The 20,638-nt window shown below is 37.9% G+C and carries 15 protein-coding genes and 1 CRISPR repeat array (1 of these 16 cut by a window edge); all 15 genes read right to left on the bottom strand.

The features are described 5' to 3' along the window. Window positions 1-7,768: direct repeats of the CRISPR family, unit length 37 nt; unit sequence GTTTCAATCCTTGTTCTTACTGGATTTGGTCTTTGAG (it extends 1,249 nt beyond the left edge of the window). Window positions 7,769-7,973: 205 nt separating this feature from the next. The 15 genes from cas4 to G3O08_RS04570 all read right to left on the bottom strand — a co-directional run bounded on the left by cas4 (window position 7,974) and on the right by G3O08_RS04570 (window position 20,348). Then, on the bottom strand, window positions 7,974-8,549 hold the full coding sequence (gene cas4 / locus G3O08_RS04640) for a CRISPR-associated protein Cas4 (protein ID WP_163283511.1): 576 nt from the start codon (window positions 8,547-8,549) through the stop codon (window positions 7,974-7,976). Beyond that, window positions 8,549-8,839, bottom strand: a complete 291-nt coding sequence (gene cas2, locus G3O08_RS04635) for a CRISPR-associated endonuclease Cas2 (protein WP_163283510.1) — start codon at window positions 8,837-8,839, stop codon at window positions 8,549-8,551. Before cas2 ends, cas4 begins: the two co-directional genes overlap by 1 nt. After that, window positions 8,836-9,843: a CRISPR-associated endonuclease Cas1 gene (gene cas1 / locus G3O08_RS04630; protein ID WP_163283509.1), complete on the bottom strand. Its 1,008-nt coding sequence runs from the start codon at window positions 9,841-9,843 to the stop codon at window positions 8,836-8,838. Before cas1 ends, cas2 begins: the two co-directional genes overlap by 4 nt. After that, entirely contained in the window at window positions 9,843-10,460 is a 618-nt protein-coding gene (locus G3O08_RS04625) for a nucleotidyl transferase AbiEii/AbiGii toxin family protein (protein ID WP_163283508.1), read from the bottom strand. Before G3O08_RS04625 ends, cas1 begins: the two co-directional genes overlap by 1 nt. After that, on the bottom strand, window positions 10,415-10,705 hold the full coding sequence (locus G3O08_RS21815; RefSeq protein ID WP_394352318.1) for a DUF6922 domain-containing protein: 291 nt from the start codon (window positions 10,703-10,705) through the stop codon (window positions 10,415-10,417). Before G3O08_RS21815 ends, G3O08_RS04625 begins: the two co-directional genes overlap by 46 nt. Before the next feature lie 125 nt (window positions 10,706-10,830). Then, entirely contained in the window at window positions 10,831-11,511 is a 681-nt protein-coding gene (locus G3O08_RS04620; protein ID WP_163283507.1) for a CRISPR-associated endonuclease Cas6, read from the bottom strand. 59 nt (window positions 11,512-11,570) lie between these two features. Then, window positions 11,571-11,909 (bottom strand): type II toxin-antitoxin system VapC family toxin, encoded by a 339-nt coding sequence (locus G3O08_RS21810; protein WP_163283506.1) that lies wholly within the window; start codon window positions 11,907-11,909, stop codon window positions 11,571-11,573. Beyond that, complete coding sequence (locus G3O08_RS04610) at window positions 11,906-12,160, bottom strand: hypothetical protein (protein ID WP_163283505.1); 255 nt, start codon at window positions 12,158-12,160, stop codon at window positions 11,906-11,908. Before G3O08_RS04610 ends, G3O08_RS21810 begins: the two co-directional genes overlap by 4 nt. Before the next feature lie 95 nt (window positions 12,161-12,255). Beyond that, window positions 12,256-12,510: a hypothetical protein gene (locus tag G3O08_RS04605; protein WP_163283504.1), complete on the bottom strand. Its 255-nt coding sequence runs from the start codon at window positions 12,508-12,510 to the stop codon at window positions 12,256-12,258. A 74-nt stretch (window positions 12,511-12,584) separates the two neighbouring features. Next, window positions 12,585-15,008 (bottom strand): CRISPR-associated helicase Cas3', encoded by a 2,424-nt coding sequence (gene cas3, locus G3O08_RS04600; RefSeq protein WP_163283503.1) that lies wholly within the window; start codon window positions 15,006-15,008, stop codon window positions 12,585-12,587. Continuing rightward, window positions 15,005-15,811 (bottom strand): CRISPR-associated protein Cas5, encoded by an 807-nt coding sequence (cas5, locus tag G3O08_RS04595; RefSeq protein WP_163283502.1) that lies wholly within the window; start codon window positions 15,809-15,811, stop codon window positions 15,005-15,007. The genes cas3 and cas5 overlap by 4 nt, the downstream gene beginning before the upstream one ends. Before the next feature lie 27 nt (window positions 15,812-15,838). After that, the gene (locus G3O08_RS04590) at window positions 15,839-16,852 is read right to left on the bottom strand and encodes a CRISPR-associated protein (protein WP_163283501.1); all 1,014 of its coding nucleotides are present in this window, start codon (window positions 16,850-16,852) and stop codon (window positions 15,839-15,841) included. Window positions 16,853-16,873: 21 nt separating this feature from the next. Then, window positions 16,874-18,850 (bottom strand): TM1802 family CRISPR-associated protein, encoded by a 1,977-nt coding sequence (locus G3O08_RS04585; RefSeq protein ID WP_163283500.1) that lies wholly within the window; start codon window positions 18,848-18,850, stop codon window positions 16,874-16,876. Window positions 18,851-19,697: 847 nt separating this feature from the next. Beyond that, window positions 19,698-19,871 carry a hypothetical protein gene (locus G3O08_RS04580; RefSeq protein WP_163283499.1) on the bottom strand — a complete coding sequence of 58 codons (174 nt, stop codon included), beginning with the start codon at window positions 19,869-19,871 and terminating at the stop codon, window positions 19,698-19,700. Between the two features lie 51 nt (window positions 19,872-19,922). Further along, the gene (locus G3O08_RS04570; protein WP_163283498.1) at window positions 19,923-20,348 is read right to left on the bottom strand and encodes a plasmid pRiA4b ORF-3 family protein; all 426 of its coding nucleotides are present in this window, start codon (window positions 20,346-20,348) and stop codon (window positions 19,923-19,925) included. Window positions 20,349-20,638 lie beyond the last annotated feature (290 nt).

Below are 20,638 nucleotides of genomic sequence, written 5' to 3'. Positions count from 1 at the left end.
CCTTGTTCTTACTGGATTTGGTCTTTGAGACTCGATGGTTTTATCAGCCTGATGCAGCTCGTCTAGTTTCAATCCTTGTTCTTACTGGATTTGGTCTTTGAGTACACCGGTAGGAAAACTGCCCAGCGGGTATTCAAGTTTCAATCCTTGTTCTTACTGGATTTGGTCTTTGAGGCAAAATTATTTGTTGGGCAGATAGTTGATTTCATGTTTCAATCCTTGTTCTTACTGGATTTGGTCTTTGAGAAGAAAATCCCTGACAAGGACTTCCACCTATCAAGTTTCAATCCTTGTTCTTACTGGATTTGGTCTTTGAGGCATGCGCGACAATCAAATACCTGAAAAATAATGGCGTTTCAATCCTTGTTCTTACTGGATTTGGTCTTTGAGAGAGCCAGTATGTGCTCCCTTTGCTGCCAACTGGTTGTTTCAATCCTTGTTCTTACTGGATTTGGTCTTTGAGCATGCCCGAACTATCCGCAGCAGATCGCCGAATAAGTTTCAATCCTTGTTCTTACTGGATTTGGTCTTTGAGTACAAAACTACAACTTACGCAAGGATGTGCAGGCTTGTTTCAATCCTTGTTCTTACTGGATTTGGTCTTTGAGCCAAAAAGCGGAAATCAAAATAGGATCTTCGCTGACGTTTCAATCCTTGTTCTTACTGGATTTGGTCTTTGAGGGCTACAGCCAAATCTTTAGCAGTAGTAGTAGCGTTGTTTCAATCCTTGTTCTTACTGGATTTGGTCTTTGAGCATTGAACTTGCTTATACTGAAACTTTTTATGGACAGTTTCAATCCTTGTTCTTACTGGATTTGGTCTTTGAGTACAAAACTACAACTTACGCAAGGATGTGCAGGCTTGTTTCAATCCTTGTTCTTACTGGATTTGGTCTTTGAGGGTGTTTTGTTCTATAATAGCCACGAATTTATTACGTTTCAATCCTTGTTCTTACTGGATTTGGTCTTTGAGAAGTACATCAACGGTCCAGGCAATGAACTATATGAGTTTCAATCCTTGTTCTTACTGGATTTGGTCTTTGAGAAGATCGTTGCCCCATCCGTTGTAATCCGATAGCAGAGTTTCAATCCTTGTTCTTACTGGATTTGGTCTTTGAGCGGGCGATATTCTTTGAAGTATGCGCGTAATAGCTCGTTTCAATCCTTGTTCTTACTGGATTTGGTCTTTGAGAGAAGTGTACCTGGTAGAAGGCTACTTTGATGTGAGTTTCAATCCTTGTTCTTACTGGATTTGGTCTTTGAGTTCTACTTTGTAGGCTTCTAAGGTGAGTCTTATTTGTTTCAATCCTTGTTCTTACTGGATTTGGTCTTTGAGTTCTGTTTGTGCAACCAGAACGAATGTCTTCTTTGGGTTTCAATCCTTGTTCTTACTGGATTTGGTCTTTGAGAAAAATCACCATTCGCCGAAAGGGCATTTACACCTAGTTTCAATCCTTGTTCTTACTGGATTTGGTCTTTGAGACCACCCCGTATTCTTTTTTGTTTACACCAATTAATTGTTTCAATCCTTGTTCTTACTGGATTTGGTCTTTGAGCATTTTTTTCAATATTAAGTGAATGAATTAAAAGGTGTTTCAATCCTTGTTCTTACTGGATTTGGTCTTTGAGTCACGAGCCCTCATTGATAATGGTGGCTACAGCATAAGTTTCAATCCTTGTTCTTACTGGATTTGGTCTTTGAGCGCTTATCGTACCCATTAAACTAAAAACCCCCGAAAGTTTCAATCCTTGTTCTTACTGGATTTGGTCTTTGAGTGGTTATTAGATAAGCGCTTTCCAAACACCAAACACGTTTCAATCCTTGTTCTTACTGGATTTGGTCTTTGAGAATTTTCTTTAATCTCCAAAAGAGTAGGTGTGCTCTGTTTCAATCCTTGTTCTTACTGGATTTGGTCTTTGAGTAATTCGTCCAAGTATTGAGCGGATGACAAATCCCAGTTTCAATCCTTGTTCTTACTGGATTTGGTCTTTGAGCTTTTCGGAATATCGTCTTTACTCAGTAGCATGTTTAAGTTTCAATCCTTGTTCTTACTGGATTTGGTCTTTGAGAATGCTATTGGCCAAAGCCTTTACAATAATCTATTCGTTTCAATCCTTGTTCTTACTGGATTTGGTCTTTGAGAGCGAGGAAGATATGAAAGCCTTTTTAAAAGAGGTGTTTCAATCCTTGTTCTTACTGGATTTGGTCTTTGAGACAGACAACGAAGGAAGGGTGTATAAACACATCAGAAGTTTCAATCCTTGTTCTTACTGGATTTGGTCTTTGAGAGATGATGAGAAGCTGCCACCCGACTTGATTGCACGTTTCAATCCTTGTTCTTACTGGATTTGGTCTTTGAGTTGTTGAAGCACAAGAGTTGGCAACAAAAACAAATGCTTGTTTCAATCCTTGTTCTTACTGGATTTGGTCTTTGAGTGTTTACTATCTCTAACATTCTTCAAGTATAGAAGCAGTTTCAATCCTTGTTCTTACTGGATTTGGTCTTTGAGATTTTTCTATTCTATTATCGTTTGTATAGAGTAATGTTTCAATCCTTGTTCTTACTGGATTTGGTCTTTGAGTTTTAACCGGTGTATAATGGAGCAGATCGTTTTTAAGTTTCAATCCTTGTTCTTACTGGATTTGGTCTTTGAGTTTAAACGGAATTACCGGCAATGAGTTTGAATAGCGTTTCAATCCTTGTTCTTACTGGATTTGGTCTTTGAGGGAGCGTGGACACGATTGCTCATATTTTTTCTTCTTGTTTCAATCCTTGTTCTTACTGGATTTGGTCTTTGAGACTTGTAAATACTCATTCATTAGTCGTGATTGAGTGGTTTCAATCCTTGTTCTTACTGGATTTGGTCTTTGAGCCAATACGGCCTGTGCTTTAGCTCCATTTTTATCTAGTTTCAATCCTTGTTCTTACTGGATTTGGTCTTTGAGTGGCTGTGTGCGGTCTTATGTAATTAGCGATTGCCCGTTTCAATCCTTGTTCTTACTGGATTTGGTCTTTGAGAAATTCCCACATGATTAAAAGATTAACCCATAACATGTTTCAATCCTTGTTCTTACTGGATTTGGTCTTTGAGATCGCTCTGGCAGGTGGCTGCGCTGTGCTATGTAGGGTTTCAATCCTTGTTCTTACTGGATTTGGTCTTTGAGATCTAATATTTTATCACCTTCATTTGCGTAATTCTGGTTTCAATCCTTGTTCTTACTGGATTTGGTCTTTGAGCTGGCTTAATAAATTTGGGTTTGATGATGCTGAATAGTTTCAATCCTTGTTCTTACTGGATTTGGTCTTTGAGTTTTCATTGGTATGCGCTGCTTTATATGCGCGTTTTTGTTTCAATCCTTGTTCTTACTGGATTTGGTCTTTGAGATAACACAAAAACTTTGAATTATGAACACAGATAAGTTTCAATCCTTGTTCTTACTGGATTTGGTCTTTGAGAAGAACATCAACCAGCTGTTTTCAAGTTCATCGGGAGTTTCAATCCTTGTTCTTACTGGATTTGGTCTTTGAGAAGTTATTCGCGACCATATTGGCAGACCTATCACCGGTTTCAATCCTTGTTCTTACTGGATTTGGTCTTTGAGATATTCAATCAGCAACGATAGCGAAATATCTAACATGTTTCAATCCTTGTTCTTACTGGATTTGGTCTTTGAGTGGTAATAGGGAAGATTTCTGTGCGCCCCACATATAGTTTCAATCCTTGTTCTTACTGGATTTGGTCTTTGAGTATTCTATGCAGGATCATTCTATCAAATCGCCGAAAGTTTCAATCCTTGTTCTTACTGGATTTGGTCTTTGAGTTCGTGGTATCGCCATAAAGCCCAAGATCTCGAACCAGTTTCAATCCTTGTTCTTACTGGATTTGGTCTTTGAGGCACTTCAGAAAGTGTAATATAGATTTAACGGATATGTTTCAATCCTTGTTCTTACTGGATTTGGTCTTTGAGCCGACTTCAACGCCATAGCGCACAATCAGATAATAAGTTTCAATCCTTGTTCTTACTGGATTTGGTCTTTGAGAAATGCTACACAGCTTAAAATTGCCAAATGTATTGAGTTTCAATCCTTGTTCTTACTGGATTTGGTCTTTGAGACCCTCTCGGGTTATACGGCAAAGCTGCATCATCAGGTTTCAATCCTTGTTCTTACTGGATTTGGTCTTTGAGCATTGTCAGCGTAAAAAAGTCGCGTATATTCAGCTTGTTTCAATCCTTGTTCTTACTGGATTTGGTCTTTGAGAAAACATAGCGTTATGTATGAACAAACAGTAAGATGTTTCAATCCTTGTTCTTACTGGATTTGGTCTTTGAGAATAGCATTATCGCGATAAGGGTGAGCAGCATTAGGTTTCAATCCTTGTTCTTACTGGATTTGGTCTTTGAGTGTTATTACAGGAGTCAATCGACCCGCATTATCTTGGTTTCAATCCTTGTTCTTACTGGATTTGGTCTTTGAGTAGTTTAGAGTCACCTTTACTCGGTGACGTGGCTTGTTTCAATCCTTGTTCTTACTGGATTTGGTCTTTGAGATATTATGGAGCTTAATAATATGACCATCCAAGAAGGTTTCAATCCTTGTTCTTACTGGATTTGGTCTTTGAGAGGATACTCTAACGAGGGACTAATCGCTCTTTGGACGTTTCAATCCTTGTTCTTACTGGATTTGGTCTTTGAGCGCTTACCTACGAAGAAGAAAGCCCACTAATGGAGCGTTTCAATCCTTGTTCTTACTGGATTTGGTCTTTGAGCATTTAAGCCAGGTACAAAAAACTGAAGCTCGGCGTGTTTCAATCCTTGTTCTTACTGGATTTGGTCTTTGAGCCGGCGCAGCTGTCCCACATTAATAGTAGTACCGTGAAGTTTCAATCCTTGTTCTTACTGGATTTGGTCTTTGAGCGTATATTCCTGTACGTTTATTCCATTTTTTTTAATTAGTTTCAATCCTTGTTCTTACTGGATTTGGTCTTTGAGCTCTATTGGCCCCAGATACCGAATACCTCTACGGTAGGTTTCAATCCTTGTTCTTACTGGATTTGGTCTTTGAGATACGATCCGGAGCTTTCAAACTGGACTTTAATCGGTTTCAATCCTTGTTCTTACTGGATTTGGTCTTTGAGAGTGTAGTAAGCATTCCAATCGGCAATAGTGGTAGTTTCAATCCTTGTTCTTACTGGATTTGGTCTTTGAGAGTACTGGAATTAATGCAACTAAAAGAAATACAAGCACGTTTCAATCCTTGTTCTTACTGGATTTGGTCTTTGAGTCCAAATAGACTTCACAGCCATTCTTTACGATGGTGGTTTCAATCCTTGTTCTTACTGGATTTGGTCTTTGAGCGAATCCAGAAGCGTTTAAGTCTGGAGAGGCTGGAGGTTTCAATCCTTGTTCTTACTGGATTTGGTCTTTGAGCAAAATCTGGTAATAGCGAAGCCGATTCTGGATATGGTTTCAATCCTTGTTCTTACTGGATTTGGTCTTTGAGCTTGTTGGGAAAAAGATGACTATGAGACAGGAGGAAAGTTTCAATCCTTGTTCTTACTGGATTTGGTCTTTGAGTAGTATGAAAACGCAGTCCCTCTTAACCCGTTATAAGTTTCAATCCTTGTTCTTACTGGATTTGGTCTTTGAGAGCGAGAGCTGAAAGCAAAATTGCGGAGCTTAGATGTTTCAATCCTTGTTCTTACTGGATTTGGTCTTTGAGACACGGTTGCGAGACTTCTTTGTCGCCCGTAGAAATGTTTCAATCCTTGTTCTTACTGGATTTGGTCTTTGAGAGAGAGTGTTACAATGCAGCAAACGCCACAGGAACGGGTTTCAATCCTTGTTCTTACTGGATTTGGTCTTTGAGGCTAAGGAAAGACAGGACGCACTAATTGAAGCCGGGTTTCAATCCTTGTTCTTACTGGATTTGGTCTTTGAGACATCGTAGAATCCTTTGTACATCATTTTTTTAGTTGTTTCAATCCTTGTTCTTACTGGATTTGGTCTTTGAGCTAAACAGCTCCGCCCCTTTTGGAGCGATGGCTTCCGGTTTCAATCCTTGTTCTTACTGGATTTGGTCTTTGAGGGATCAACAACCAACGGATCTTGCATCAATGGAATCAAGTTTCAATCCTTGTTCTTACTGGATTTGGTCTTTGAGAAATGACTATGCACCGTTGCTGGTTGGTTATGACTTGGTTTCAATCCTTGTTCTTACTGGATTTGGTCTTTGAGTTCAAAAATTTCCTTTGAAACATAACCTTGTTGTTGGTTTCAATCCTTGTTCTTACTGGATTTGGTCTTTGAGAAATCAAATGAAAGCACCAAAAAACAAAAGAATAAAGTTTCAATCCTTGTTCTTACTGGATTTGGTCTTTGAGAAATACCCAACACGTGAATCAATCAAAGGATATAAGTTTCAATCCTTGTTCTTACTGGATTTGGTCTTTGAGTTTCGGCTCCGTCAACAACGCCGGAGGCTGCTGGTTGTTTCAATCCTTGTTCTTACTGGATTTGGTCTTTGAGGCATCCGTGACACAACAGGCGGCCTTGGAAGCAACGGTTTCAATCCTTGTTCTTACTGGATTTGGTCTTTGAGTACACTAATGTGGTGACACAAATTAATCAAACCATCAGTTTCAATCCTTGTTCTTACTGGATTTGGTCTTTGAGAACACGGTTGCGAGACTTCTTTGTCGCCCGTAGAAATGTTTCAATCCTTGTTCTTACTGGATTTGGTCTTTGAGAGTAGTCTCGTTTTATAAGCATCTCATCTTCTGCTGGTTTCAATCCTTGTTCTTACTGGATTTGGTCTTTGAGAAACAATGCCTTCATAGCAGATCAGGAAGGATTCAGTTTCAATCCTTGTTCTTACTGGATTTGGTCTTTGAGCTCTAGCTTTTTTCATTACTGATTTATTTTAGACTTGTTTCAATCCTTGTTCTTACTGGATTTGGTCTTTGAGTTTCCTGCTGCTGAATAGCGTATCCGTTAGTCACCAGTTTCAATCCTTGTTCTTACTGGATTTGGTCTTTGAGTAAGCTGATCCATAATCGCCTCATCACATGACTCAAGTTTCAATCCTTGTTCTTACTGGATTTGGTCTTTGAGAAGCCGTCTTATCGTTAATCTCCTGACCATTCTTTTGTTTCAATCCTTGTTCTTACTGGATTTGGTCTTTGAGCACTACCGGTATTCGTCATGCGAAACCGGATGTTGTGTTTCAATCCTTGTTCTTACTGGATTTGGTCTTTGAGGGTTTCTTGAAAGGTGGCCTTTTTATAGACGATTTGTTTCAATCCTTGTTCTTACTGGATTTGGTCTTTGAGCAGCCTTATAGCCAGCCTTGCAAGTGGATTACTCTCGTTTCAATCCTTGTTCTTACTGGATTTGGTCTTTGAGAACTTGTGAATCAACCGCCGCTTTGTCTGTCTGATAGTTTCAATCCTTGTTCTTACTGGATTTGGTCTTTGAGGAACAAGGCCAATTGACATGCCAAACAAAGGAAAACGTTTCAATCCTTGTTCTTACTGGATTTGGTCTTTGAGATATCCGCCGTTTCACCCGTTGGCGTTCCTTGCGCGTGTTTCAATCCTTGTTCTTACTGGATTTGGTCTTTGAGATTGTAAATTTTTGTGATCATGTTGTTTAGCTTATGTTTCAATCCTTGTTCTTACTGGATTTGGTCTTTGAGAATGAAAGCCGTCATGTCTTTTTATCGTGAAGAAAGTTTCAATCCTTGTTCTTACTGGATTTGGTCTTTGAGCCGATCAGCTCTCAAACAGCTAAATAACAGACCGTTACATATTGAGTCATTTCCCTTATTCATTGTTTCTAATACGTCAAAGAACGTTTTTACACCCGCTTTCCGTTCGTTTTTGCGACAGCAAGGTGTTGTAATATAATTAGTTGACTCCAAAATTAATTTCTCCTTTTATAAATCTACTACCGGATTCCCACAACCTTTTTCATTACTTCGTGCAAATATTCCGATAGGTGCAATTTACACATCTTCGCTTATATTTCGTGGCTTTTGGGAAATGATTTTTCTCCACAATCTCCAAAAATCCCGAAATGCTCTCACGAATCAATTCCTTGTCAGACTGTTTTATCTCAACTTCCAATAATTTATTCTTGCTGCGGATGTAAACAATAAATCCGCGATTGACCTTTGCTCCCCAATTATCCTCTATCAGCACAGCATAGCAAAACAACTGCTGCTTATACGTGTCGTAAAGCTTGTCTTTGTACTCCGCAAACTTATAATCCAAGGGTGCAAAACTCCCGTCCTCAAGCTTTAAAACCTCATCTATTCTCCCGCGCATTGTGGCATTGGTAAGATATTGGTCTTCCCATTTTTCTACTGCGCCTATACGCTTCCGCAAATATCCTTTGTTACGTTCAAGCTTCTCGTCGTGCAACGTTCTACCCCGCTGTACCTTGTAGTACTTGTCTTCATTTTGCGGCACAGCCAGCACATATTCAAAAAAAGTGTACCGCGCACAATACAAATATTCGATAATATGTGAGGGCGTTATGCTAAACATCAGAAAAACAACGCTTTTACTTCATCAGTAACCATATCCTTGTCAAAAGCTTGTCCCAATAAAATCGTGTCTTGAAGCTCGTTTTTCGACATTGGGAAAATATATACCGAGTCGGTTTCTTCATCAATCAATTCCTCAATTTGTATCCACAAACTGTCTTTTGAATTTGCAGAAAGCTGACCCAAAAACACGCTGTACTGCACTCGGTATAGCCCCGATTGTTTGCATATTTTCGCGATTTTACTGCGCGCCTTATCCTTTTTGATATCGTACATTACCCAGATTATCATTCTTCTTTGGCTATTAAAGTGTTGGCAAAGTTGTGCGCATCGAGCTGCATAGCGTTGTACCGGGTTTGGTTGCGCCCCTTATGGCGAATGGTATCCTGATCAAGATATTTCATAAAATGCTCTACCAATACCGGTTTTCCATCCGCATTAAGCGAAACCCCTCCCGAAATATCCTCAAAAAAAGTTTTATTGACCTGTTTTTTTGAAAAAAGAGCAAATACACAGCGTTCTGCATGTATGCGATAAGGCTCAATAAAATCGAAAACCAGGCTCTTTGAATTGTAATCGTCGCGGTGCAAAAAACCCACATAAGGATCCAGTCCCGCAAGCATCAGTGCCCGCTCAGTACGCGAATAGAGTATGCCATAAGCGTAGTTGAGCATAGCGTTAAAGGGGTCTTGTGCAGGCCTAAAGCTACGACCTTTAAAGTTGAACTCTTCGGGAATGCTTTTTGAAAGTCCGCCGAAATACAAACGCCCCGCAGTTCCCTCAAGACCCCTTATGCGCTCCGCAACATCAGAGATGCTGTCCGCTTTTAATTCGGCAATTTTCTCACATTGCTCTAATATTCGTTTTTCCGATTCAGCCAGCGTTATCGAGATTTTAGGTCGGTGCTTCCGCAAATCACCCAGATATTCAGCCTGATTTTGAAGTTTGACAATAAGCCATTGTTTTATCCATTCCAATCCCACGGCATCCATGCTCACCTCGAGCTGACGCTTCCGTATTTTGGTGGTGCTACCCAGCTTACTGTGCCAAAATCGTCCAAGCGGATGACCGTTATTTTCAACTACAACGATATCAATATTGTGTTTTACCGCAAGGGCAATGGCATCTGTACTTATTGCCGCGCCTTTGCTCACCACGAACGAAGTGATTTTGTGTGCAGCAATATGGTTCACTTTTATTTTATCTTTCTGTTTGGGATCGGGGCGCGTTTTTACTTCAAACATGTCTTCCTTTACATGTAAATAACTGCCATACGTGTTGATAAATATTTGCATCAGATTGATTTAACCGCCTTTATTATTTCCTTTTTTACCAATTCCCAATCCACCTTTTCGGTATCTTTTGGAACCATAACATCAGGATCAGTATTGGCATCTTCAAAAAAAGTCATACTCTTAATAACCATAAACATATTGCTCCGATTATATTTTTCCTTGTTGAATTGCAACATTTTAGCAAGGTCGAATTTTTTCAATAAAAAATACAGATCGTAAAAATCGCGTTTTCGCCCTCTTCCTTTAATTGCTTCCAATTTCATTGCCGCAATATCTTCCATGCTGTACAAAACAATCCCGCCATTCTCTATTAATGGTCTTAAAGTGGGGTAAGTATAATTTACCACATCTACTTTTACGTCATTGATACTCCAAGTGAGTATATTTTTTGATGTGGCCAATTCCATTGCAGTCGGATAGCTTTCGAATACTTTTTTTATCTCATTCAGGTTTAAATCTCGACTGCTAAAAAAGTCAAGATCCAGCGAAATGCGGTGACCGAGTTGCAACGCAAGTGCTGTGCCACCAGCTAAGGGGCAATCACCTAAAGCCGGGTTTTGTTGCAATTCCTTCAATAAGGAAAATGTGTCCGGGTGGATGGTATTTCTGTATAGCAATGAAATTCTGTTTTAGAAACGTTATAATAAATGCTTAGAAAGCTCAGTGTTTTAGGGTGTAAATCCCTTATTTTTTTAGCTTCAGCTAGTATCCTTTCTTCAGAATACAATTGTTTTAGCTTCTTCCAATCCTCTAAAGTGCCGTAATTTAAAACCTTCTCTATGATGTATTTAGAGTGTAGGCTTGGATCCAACTTTGAAATGTCTGTATCCCAGAAAATAGCTTTGGTAAAAAGAAGTTCCATGAGTTAAAGGTCGTCAAATTTACGGATTGTAATAATTTTGAATTGCTTTTGATCCGTCTTTTCAATGATTTTATGCAAATATCATTTGCGAATTATCGATATTTTTTCATTTCCATAAAAAAATATCAGACTTGTAGAATGGTTCCAAACCCGCGTGATACCGATTTGCCGATGCCAATAAAATCCGGCAACTGCGCATTTGTCGTAAACCTTCCGGTAAAAGCAACCATAGACTGATCTTTAAACTTGGTTTTTTTTGGTTCCACTTCGGTCGTTGCCAAAATGCGCTCATCGGGTTCGAGCATCAATCCGGTACTTTTAAAAAATGACAGGATATTGCCTACTAAAATCCGATTCAATATTTTGCGTTTTTCGGAATCTTCTGCCTCGGTGTACTTTTTATAATTCTCTTGGTTAAGTGCCATCCATAGCGTTTCAAACGTATAGGTAAATAGGCTTTCGCCAATACCGATTGGGTAATTTTTGGATGTAATGTGTTTATTTTGAATAGGATATTTCTTTCCGTCAATATCGATTTCCTGTATTTTCAAAAAAAGTTGGGTCAGCAATTCTGCTCCTTCGTCAATTGCCACGAGGGTGGGGGTGTTGTTTAATATTTTGTATTGCACCAAGGGATACCGATAACGCAATTGCCCAGAATCGTAATGATTGTGAAGAAGCGGAGAATTATCCTTAAATACATTTCCGAAATATCCGCGTAGCTTGTGTGCATCGCGGGTGTGCAATTGTATTTCCGGAAATTTTATTTGTGTTACCGAAAGGTTTTGGGTAGTTGTGGAAGGCATAAGGGTATAAGCTTTTCTGTAAAAAATTATTGGTTAAGGGGATTTATCAAATTTAAGTTTTAAATATGTTCGAAGTCTTTGATGTTGGCGGTGGCTATTGGTAGATTATTCTCTTTTGCGCTCGCCGCGACAATTGAATCTCCGAGACTCATACTCTTTTCTTGCCGAAATTTAATAGCTTCCTCTATAATAGTTTGGGTTATAGAAATTATCTGGCATAGTGAAAAAAAATTTTTCGATAATACAATTTCTTCCTTAGTGATTTTATGATAACCCAATACCTCAAGCTGGTTTATGGATGATATTGAAAGACTTTGTTTTTGAAGCCACTTTCTAAGCGACTCCTTGTCTTTGTGGGCAGAATAGATTATAATATTTGCGTCGATAAGAATCCTCATGACTCTTCTCTACCGGGTAAGGGTTTATCTTTTCTTTGTTCACGCTGCCACGAAATCGGATCTTTAATTGTGCTAAATGCACCCGAAGTGGCCATTTCTACCATAAGAAGATAGAGTTTTTCAGATCTTACTTTTTGTTCTTCTCTGTTCACTTCTTCTTCTGTTTTCGAAATATTTAAACCTAACTTTTTGGCGAGTTTTTCAACTTGTCTCAGTAAGTTCTTGTCTTTTCCTGAAATGGTGATTTCCATAATCTGAATATTTAAATGAATAGTTAAAGATACAAATCTTGCAGAAGGCTCGCCAGCATATCACAAAATGATTGAATCTAAAAGTACTTCCATGGCTATTCTCTTCCGGGTAAAGTGCGATCTTTTCGAATCTCGCGCTGCCATGCAGCCGGGTCTGGAATGGATTTAATTCCACCCGATTTTGCCATCTCGGTCATCAGTTGGTAGAGTTTTTCAGATCTCACTTTTTCCTCCTTCGATCTCACATCTTCTTTATCCTCTTTTTTGGAAATACGCAAGCCTAACTTTTTCCCCAGGTCCTCGACTTGTTTGAAGGAATTCTCGTCTTTTCCTGATATGGTGATTTTCATAAAAATCTGTTTTGAATAGTTAAAGATAAGGATTATTAGCAAATGGTTAGAGCATCCTCGGTTGAAGGTATTTTTTATAAAATATAAACACTTTTTTCTTCTTTTATATTTCTGATAAGCCCGGTTTGCTCATTGTAAAATTCAGCTATTTCTGACTGCGGAACACAAAGAATGTTTTCTTCATATTCGTTTATCGGTTCAAGATGGTCACATAAATATTTAGGTGCTGAAATTATACATTGCTGAAACTTGAGTTTCCAATCTCGATTAAACTCCAGACTGCTCATTTCATTCACTATCTTTTTCAAATATGCCTTTTTTGAATCTGCCGCGGTTTCATCAAACTCTATAAAAACAGGAACGTAGCGATCTGATTCTTCAATAATTCGAAAAGAACCTATTGGACACTCGCTTTTGTCATCTGCCGTATATTTTAAAGTCTTGAGTGAGTTGAAATAACATCTTGAAACATCAAATGAATTTCTTCCCGCTACACCGTCAAAATATTGGTTGATTAGATTCAAATATTCTTCTTCACCGAATGTGGCTTTCGTTTTGAGTGCCATCCTCGATTGATCATAAGAGAACCGTCCGTATATCCTAATTGTCATGCTCTTGTCAAAGTCAACAATATAAAGTGGTGAATGCTTTCGGTTTAAATCATTATTTCGATTTATACGCCCCGCCACCTGAATGATAGAATCAATGGGGCCAATATCCCGAAAACCCATATCAAAATCTAAATCTACTCCGGCTTCAACCACTTGGGTTGCAACTAAAATTGGCGACCGATGCACATTGATGTCCTTTTTAATTTCACTTATCCGATCAAACCGATGGGCTGGGATAATGTTTGTAGAGAGGTAATACAATGGATTTGAAAGCTCATTTTCTTCCAGAAATTCGGCTATGCACTTGTATAATTCTATAGATCGGCCTACGGTATTACAGACCAATAAGCAGGATTTTTCGGAATTCCATTTGTCTGTAAAAATATTCGACACAAATTCTATTGTTCTATCCGCTTTTTCTTCATTCAAATCGTCTAAAAGCGGATGAATGGAGGTTCGTTTAAAAACCGCAAAAACTTCCTCGTAATTTGTCAAGAGTTCTTTTGGATTAGCTTTTTCACCTTCCTCATTTAAAATTTCAGATTGCGCCAATTCAAATATTTTCGGACGTGTGGCGGTCATCAATATTATTCTCGTCTTTAAGAATTTTGTAAGATAGTACAAGACCGATCCCAAGAGTGGCATCTGATCCAATCGCAGTGTTTGAACCTCGTCTAATATGATAATGGCATTGGCAAAATGATTAAATTTTTTTAAAAGTTTATTGCGATTTCCTATCAATGTTTCAAAGAACTGCACAAATGAAGTGATTACCACATCTGCCTGCCAAGTGTCGAGTGCCATTGCTTTTTGGTTATAACCTTGTTCCGCGCCATCCAGATTATCTTTCTCATCTGAATCGCCAAAAATATCTGCATATTGGTAATGACCGAGAATACGGTTCTCTTTTGGTAAAATCTTCTGATATTCGTTTAGAGCCTGTTCGATGATATTGATAAAAGGAAGAGCGTAGATTATTCGCGTTTCAATATTTTCTACCTTTTTAATTTTTGCTTTTAACTTTAATGAAAAATCAAGAGCGGTCATCGTTTTCCCTATTCCTGTTGGTGCTGTGAGGGTAAAGATATAGCGATTCAGAATATCACTATCTTCCAAATTTGAAATAACGGTGGCACGGCAATAATTCCGCAGTTCGTTATTGCTCATCTCTTTGAGATTCTGATTCCCTTTTTCAGGCTTCCCAAAGTGTTTATCAACCGCATTATGTAGTATGGCTTTGAGATGGTATGGAAGTGTGTCTGAAGCATCCAATTTATCACCTTCAATAAGAAGTGAGAATAGATAATTAATCAAAAAATAGTCTTGGATTGAAGCATTTCTCAATGCCCAATGCCTGTAGCCTTTGCGTAGCTTTCTTTTTTCAGTATAAACCAACAATATTTTAATATTCTCAAAATTCAAATCCGATTCAATTGCCTGAAAGCTAATTTTCAAATCATCAATTTGCGAAGGGATTATTTTGTCTAAGTCGTAATCCAACTTAGAGGTTATTTCCAAAATATCGATGAGCTGACTATGATGCAAAAAAATCAGATAAAGTGCAATCAATGCCTTTTTCTCATTCTTTTCAATCAGAGAATTGTACGCTGCAAAACCTCCGATTTGGGCGTGACGTTTGAGTAAATTGTCTATTGGTTTCTTTTGTAATAGATAATTTTGGAAATAAGAAGTGTATTTGCCAAGATCATGAAAATCAACTATGACTTCAATTAACTCTTTCAATTCATTATCGGGAAATCCCAAATCCAAATTTTCAGAGAGATGAAAGAGTGCCTTTTCTTTTACGCCATTCACATGAACTTTCAGTTCTTTCGAACCATAGGCTTCGCCATGAGCATCGGTTTTACTATGAGAATAGAAAGTCATTCGTCAATAAATCGAATATTCATTTCATCAGCACCATCAGCTAAAACGAAAAATGACCCTAAGAGCTTTACGCGTAACGGATGAGCTGTGGTTGAAAAAAGCAATTTATTCATTTTCCGAACCTCCCGATTCTTGTTGCCAATAAAATCGCCGGGAAGCATATCTTCTTCTACGAAATTGTAGCTGTCGTAATCATCCTTATCAAATCTCAATTCTTCTACATAGTCTGTTGGTACTGCCGAGTGCAGGAAAATAAAATCATTGGAAGTTTGCTCCTGGATTTCACTTTCCTTGAAAAGCTGAATTTCTGAAATGCGTGCCGAGAAATTTGCAGTACCCAATGTGATATTATAAACCGGATCTTTGTTCAAGAGATGTGCTTTAACATCATCAAATACACTATTCCCATTCCCATTCCCATTTGATTTTAGAAAAACCTGATAGCACACTTCATCTTTTCCAATATTCCAACCGCTCACAATTTCAAAGGGTGTTTGTATTCGCCCTCCTTCACCCCGAAAATCAGAAGACCATTTTTTGGCCATATCACCAGTTGACTTTATGCTCAATAAATTTAGGCGGTGAAAACTCTTCTTGAGTGGACTCAATACACGAATTCCGAATTGGATATTTTCAGAAGCCAAATCTTCATAATAGCTGTCTTTTGGCCAGCCCATAGCAGCAGCTACAATTCCCATCAGGGTCGTGCGCGGAGGAATCGAAAAACTAAATGCTGTATTATTTGCATAGTATTTTCGAAAATGAGCCATTTTCCCGCTTATTTTAAAACTTAGAATCTCCATAACCGTTCGTTTTGATTCGATTTTCTATTAAAGCGAAAAATCAAAATCAGCCGAAGTAGTTAGAATAACCTCTTTAATTTTTTTGTCAGCTCCTTTATTTTCTGCAATCAGCTTTTTTAAAGCATCTAAATCAATATTCAATTCTTTAAACTTTCGAACCTGCTTACTGGTAACTCCTTCTTTTGGACTCGTTTCCACAAAGTTGCGCAAGTCTCCGAATTGACCATTAGAAACTCCTTCATTATAAACGATTTCGAGATAAAGTTTTGGGTATTGATTGAGTTTTGATCGCGTAGGTGAAGCCGGAATGCTTTCCCAAATTGCTTTTCTGAAAATCGTAACATCATCGTCGGTCAGACCAGTTGATTTTGCTGCTGGTGCATTGATGGTGCCGTTGAATCCAAGTAGGCTGTAGTGGACTCGATAATCTTTACCAAAAGTGCTACTGTCGTCATTCATTATAGTAACGATTGTACTCGAATCCATCAACTCGACCTCATTGAATGAATATCCCCAGTTTAGTTGAATCGGCCCTGTATATGCTTTTGTAAAACCTCCCACTGCAAAAGCACTCCCGAACATTCGGATATCGATGAATTTTTCTTTCACCAAATATGCCAGTAACTCATAGTTGACTTCTTTGTGCTTGAATTTTTTGTCAGTAATTAATTTCCAAACGGCATCTGCGTCTTTTTCTTTCTCAATGATATCTTTGAATATTTGTAATGATTCGGAGTTCTCTGAAAAGGCTTTTTCGATTTCGCCTTTATTTTCTACGAGTCTTTTAACCACTGCTCTCAACTTACTGTCAACGCTTACTTTGGAATTGCCTTCCATATCAACAAAGATGACTTCATCTTCACTTGTTGATTTTAGGTAGTCACGTATAAATCGCTTTACACGCGTGTCGGTTACCAAATTGGTTTTGGTATCATAATCCATACGTGGTTTGTTTTCCTGATCGGGATCGCCATTCGGATTACATTGAATTGCTTCGTAAATAAAGAGAAAGTCGGAAGAGTTTTTAATACCTGATTTCATATCGGTTTTGTTTTTAGAGTTTTAATGAGATTCTTCTGTTTCTATTTGAGTTAAAGTTTCGGCATCTTTTTGACCAACACCAAAGGAATAACCCGTAAGCAGATGAAATACTGCTTCTTTAGGATTCATGTTCCAGCTATTTGTGTCAAAAGTGACTCCGAATTTTTGATCGATAAAAATTACTTTCGAGACTTGATTGTATTGCTTCGCTTTTTCAACGAGGCCAATACGCAACCTTACGATATCGTCTTTATCCATACCGTTAAAGTTTACTTTTTCAATAACGGTCTTATTCTTATCCTTTTGTATGTACTCTACTTTATTTAGCATCCTACCGAGATAAAACATTGCCTGTTGATCTTTATGATTCAGCATATCCATTTCTTTGAAGAAACTTTGTTCAGCATCGTCATATTTGTTTCCGGTACTTTCTCCGGAATGTTCGTTTGATTCGTCCATATTGATTAGGTTTAGTTTTTTGAGAAATTGAATAAATGCGTGGTACTTAAAAACGCTGTCGCGAACACCGAAATAGAAGTTCTTTGGAGTATAATGTGAAACATTGGTATAACTTCCATACCGCTGATACCAATGGCAAAGTATAAGTTCACAGAAATAATCGTAAAGGATTTCTATATTGACTTTTCTGTTTTCGAGTATTGTTTTAAAAAGTCCTAATGCTTTGTTTTTCTTTTCCTTCTCTTTTCGAAGAGGTATAATTTTAAAGATAGAATTGAAATTAAAATTTCTGCGTACGCGATCTTTTGAATCATAGTCATATTCCATCATAATCGAATCCCAATCCATTGCATCTAAGTCGCGATAATGCCAATCAACTTCCGCGAACGCTTCCAGAATTTTATTGAAATGAAAATTGCTTACATCTTTAATTATTTCGGTAGATTTAAAGAAATTACCGTCCGACTCAAAAGCAATAAAGTTTATCCAAAAGACCGCGTCATCTGATTCATCACTTACGCTTTCAGAAAGGGCCAATAGCTTATGTAAACTAAAGAGAATGTCAGATTTCCGATAAATTCCTTTCAACGCCATTTCAATATCCACAGTAGAGTTTTGTTGGAACTGGGGAATAATTACGTGATCCAATCCTGCAATCCGTATCTTATAACCTTTATTCAATAAATAGTCGGATGCATAATCTAATTTTTCCTGATTTTCAGCACTTACCTGATAGTTCAAATTAAATTTACGCTTATCAAAAAGAGATGCGTAGTTCTTGGTCTCCGTAACAAACATTTTGTTGAGGCTATATCGCGTAGATAGATTAAGTTCTTCTACATCTTCGGTGTTCGTCCCACTTGCGTAACACAATTTTTTTTTGGTTCCTTTCTTTCCTGCATCTATATCACTTCCGAAATAAGCTTCCTGCAAAAATGCTTCGTAGTCTGGAACATGAGCGAAAGGGATCACTTTTTCAAAACCAAATTCTTTTGATTTGATATGAAAAGCGAGAAAAACGATGTTTTCATTTTTTCCAAATTCAAAAGTCTCTTGAATGGCTCGTATGTCAATTATGTTTTTTGAGGACTCTGTAGTCAATTCTAAAAAGCGATTTTTTAATTCGAAAATTTTAGAAAGAATTTGCCTTAAATTCTCGGTGAGAAGTTCTGGATTATTTTTTTCGACTGCTTCCAGCAATTCGCCTCTACTTGTTTCTTCTCCTTCTTTACCAAAAAAGGCCTGATAGATTCTGCCAAGTCGTTTTGAAAGTCCAGAACTACAAATAGCCTTACTATTAGAGCCCTTCATTTTTATTCCCTTAGCTTCTCGTACGTCTTTCGCCTCAAATTCTTTTAAGTTTTGAGGTTTGATGATAACTTCTTGATTGTCCAAATCAAAAATTATTGGCAGCGTATAATTCGTGATTGAATTGCCATATTTGTCTTTTGTTTCAACCTTTGGGTATTCCAAAAACCTATCCCATTCGCTCTTTCCCTCACTCTGCCATTCCCCAATTTTTAATAATGTATCAAGCATATTATTAAGTTTTGATTGCTTTTGTTTTTAATAACGAGCCATCGATTAGTGGTCATTAAGAGTGCTAAGATATAAAATATTTTTATTAAGAGTTGTAAGGTTAATAATATTTTATAACTTTGCAGTGTTTCCAATTATAAAGTGGATTGAAATTTAAGTGTCGTGAGGTGTATCCATCCAATGATGGTTCCAAAAACAACAAGGCTTTTAACCGCCTTTCGATAATAAAGGTCATTATGTGGTGTATGGACGCACATCCTTGAACGAAAGGGAAGGAGGGTTCGAATCCCGAAGTAGTTCTGCGGGAACTGCCGAGTTGGCTCAAAAGCCACAGTTTAAATTGGACTGTGGCTTTTGTTTTTAGAGCACATTTATATCCAAAATACCTTCTGTAATCTTCCCACAGCCTGTCCCCCTCTTTCTGCCATTCCCCTATCTTCAATAATGTATCGAGCATAATAATTCCTTTATTTATCAGCGTTTATTCAAATCTCTTCATGCACGGTGGCCTATCATTTCCGCAGGCAATTTACCCACCACAAATCACTAAAACAACCACGATTTCAAAATACCGTGAAAACACCCCCTCCGGTTCGGGTGTTTATTACAATCATTCTAGTTTTTTTTATTTCAAACTATACAAAGCCGCATTTCAGGTCTTCGTGCATATTCCATTATGTAGCTTCCAGCTCTTCAACCATGTTGATCATTTTTTTAGCTTTCGCGAAATGAATACCCAACAAGAATACACCCTCACAACGTAACCTATTTACGTTGGAGAAACTTCTTAATAAAATTTTAGATTAGCTGCCTTTTTTAATACTTCCGAAGCGGAGCGGATGTCAGCTTAAAAAACACCACCATAATAGTCCTCATTCTTCCAAATATCACTCCCATAAAGACCTGCCAGATCTTCTGTGATTTCTTCCTTGTCTGCAATTTCCGGTCTAAATGTATCTGGGTCAATGTCACTCCACTCTATCAATTCTCTGTCCTCCGAGCTTTTCGGATTTTTTAGCACCTCTTAGCACCTCTAAAAAGTCGGTATAGCCCCATGAGCCTCCAATATCTTCTATCGGCGATGCACCTTTGGCCTCGGTGCATAAAAGGGTACACCTGCAAACTGTTCGATATCTTTCTTGGTTGTTTTAAAAAGGATTTTGTGCATCCATGAATCGCCAAAATCGTACTCATACCAAATGGGTTTCTGACCGGTAAATTCAAAAAATTCAACCAGCGTAATCTCATGGGCTGCCACTTCTTTTTCGCCGAACAAATTGAAATCTTCATCATCTACATTTTCCGGTGATGAAACAGTTATTGTTGCCCGACCTCTATTATCTTTAAACTCAAACAAATGCGCATTGTGCCATCCCATAACTTCCTGAATTACAAAATGCACTTGTCTCATGTCGATTTCAGCAGGTAATAACAGTTTTCTGTAAACTGGAAATGGCATGTCCTGAAGTTCAATTTTAATTTTGAGCGGTGCTTGCATAGCGGTTTATTTTTGTTCTAAAGTAATAGAAATCGGATTTATTACACAAACAGAAAAGCAATTTAAATCTTTCTTAAAAAGAATTGTAATAACTTGTTTCCCGATGGAAGTCCGGAACGTATGGCCTTTCAATTGTTTCTACTTATAGTGGAAATGAACCTCGAATAAACCGACTATGAATTGAAAATTTTCTTTGAGTTGAACTAAGTGACCATAAAGCAATTTTAAATATCCATGACCTCCCATTCATCGTCCTTTCGGTTTGCCGAGATTTCTAATATTAATCAATT

The sequence above is a fragment of the Cryomorpha ignava genome, assembly GCF_010686655.1.
In the GTDB taxonomy this organism is placed as follows: Bacteria; Bacteroidota; Bacteroidia; order Flavobacteriales_D; family Cryomorphaceae; genus Cryomorpha; species Cryomorpha ignava.
This window is presented reverse-complemented; position numbering and strand designations above follow the sequence as displayed.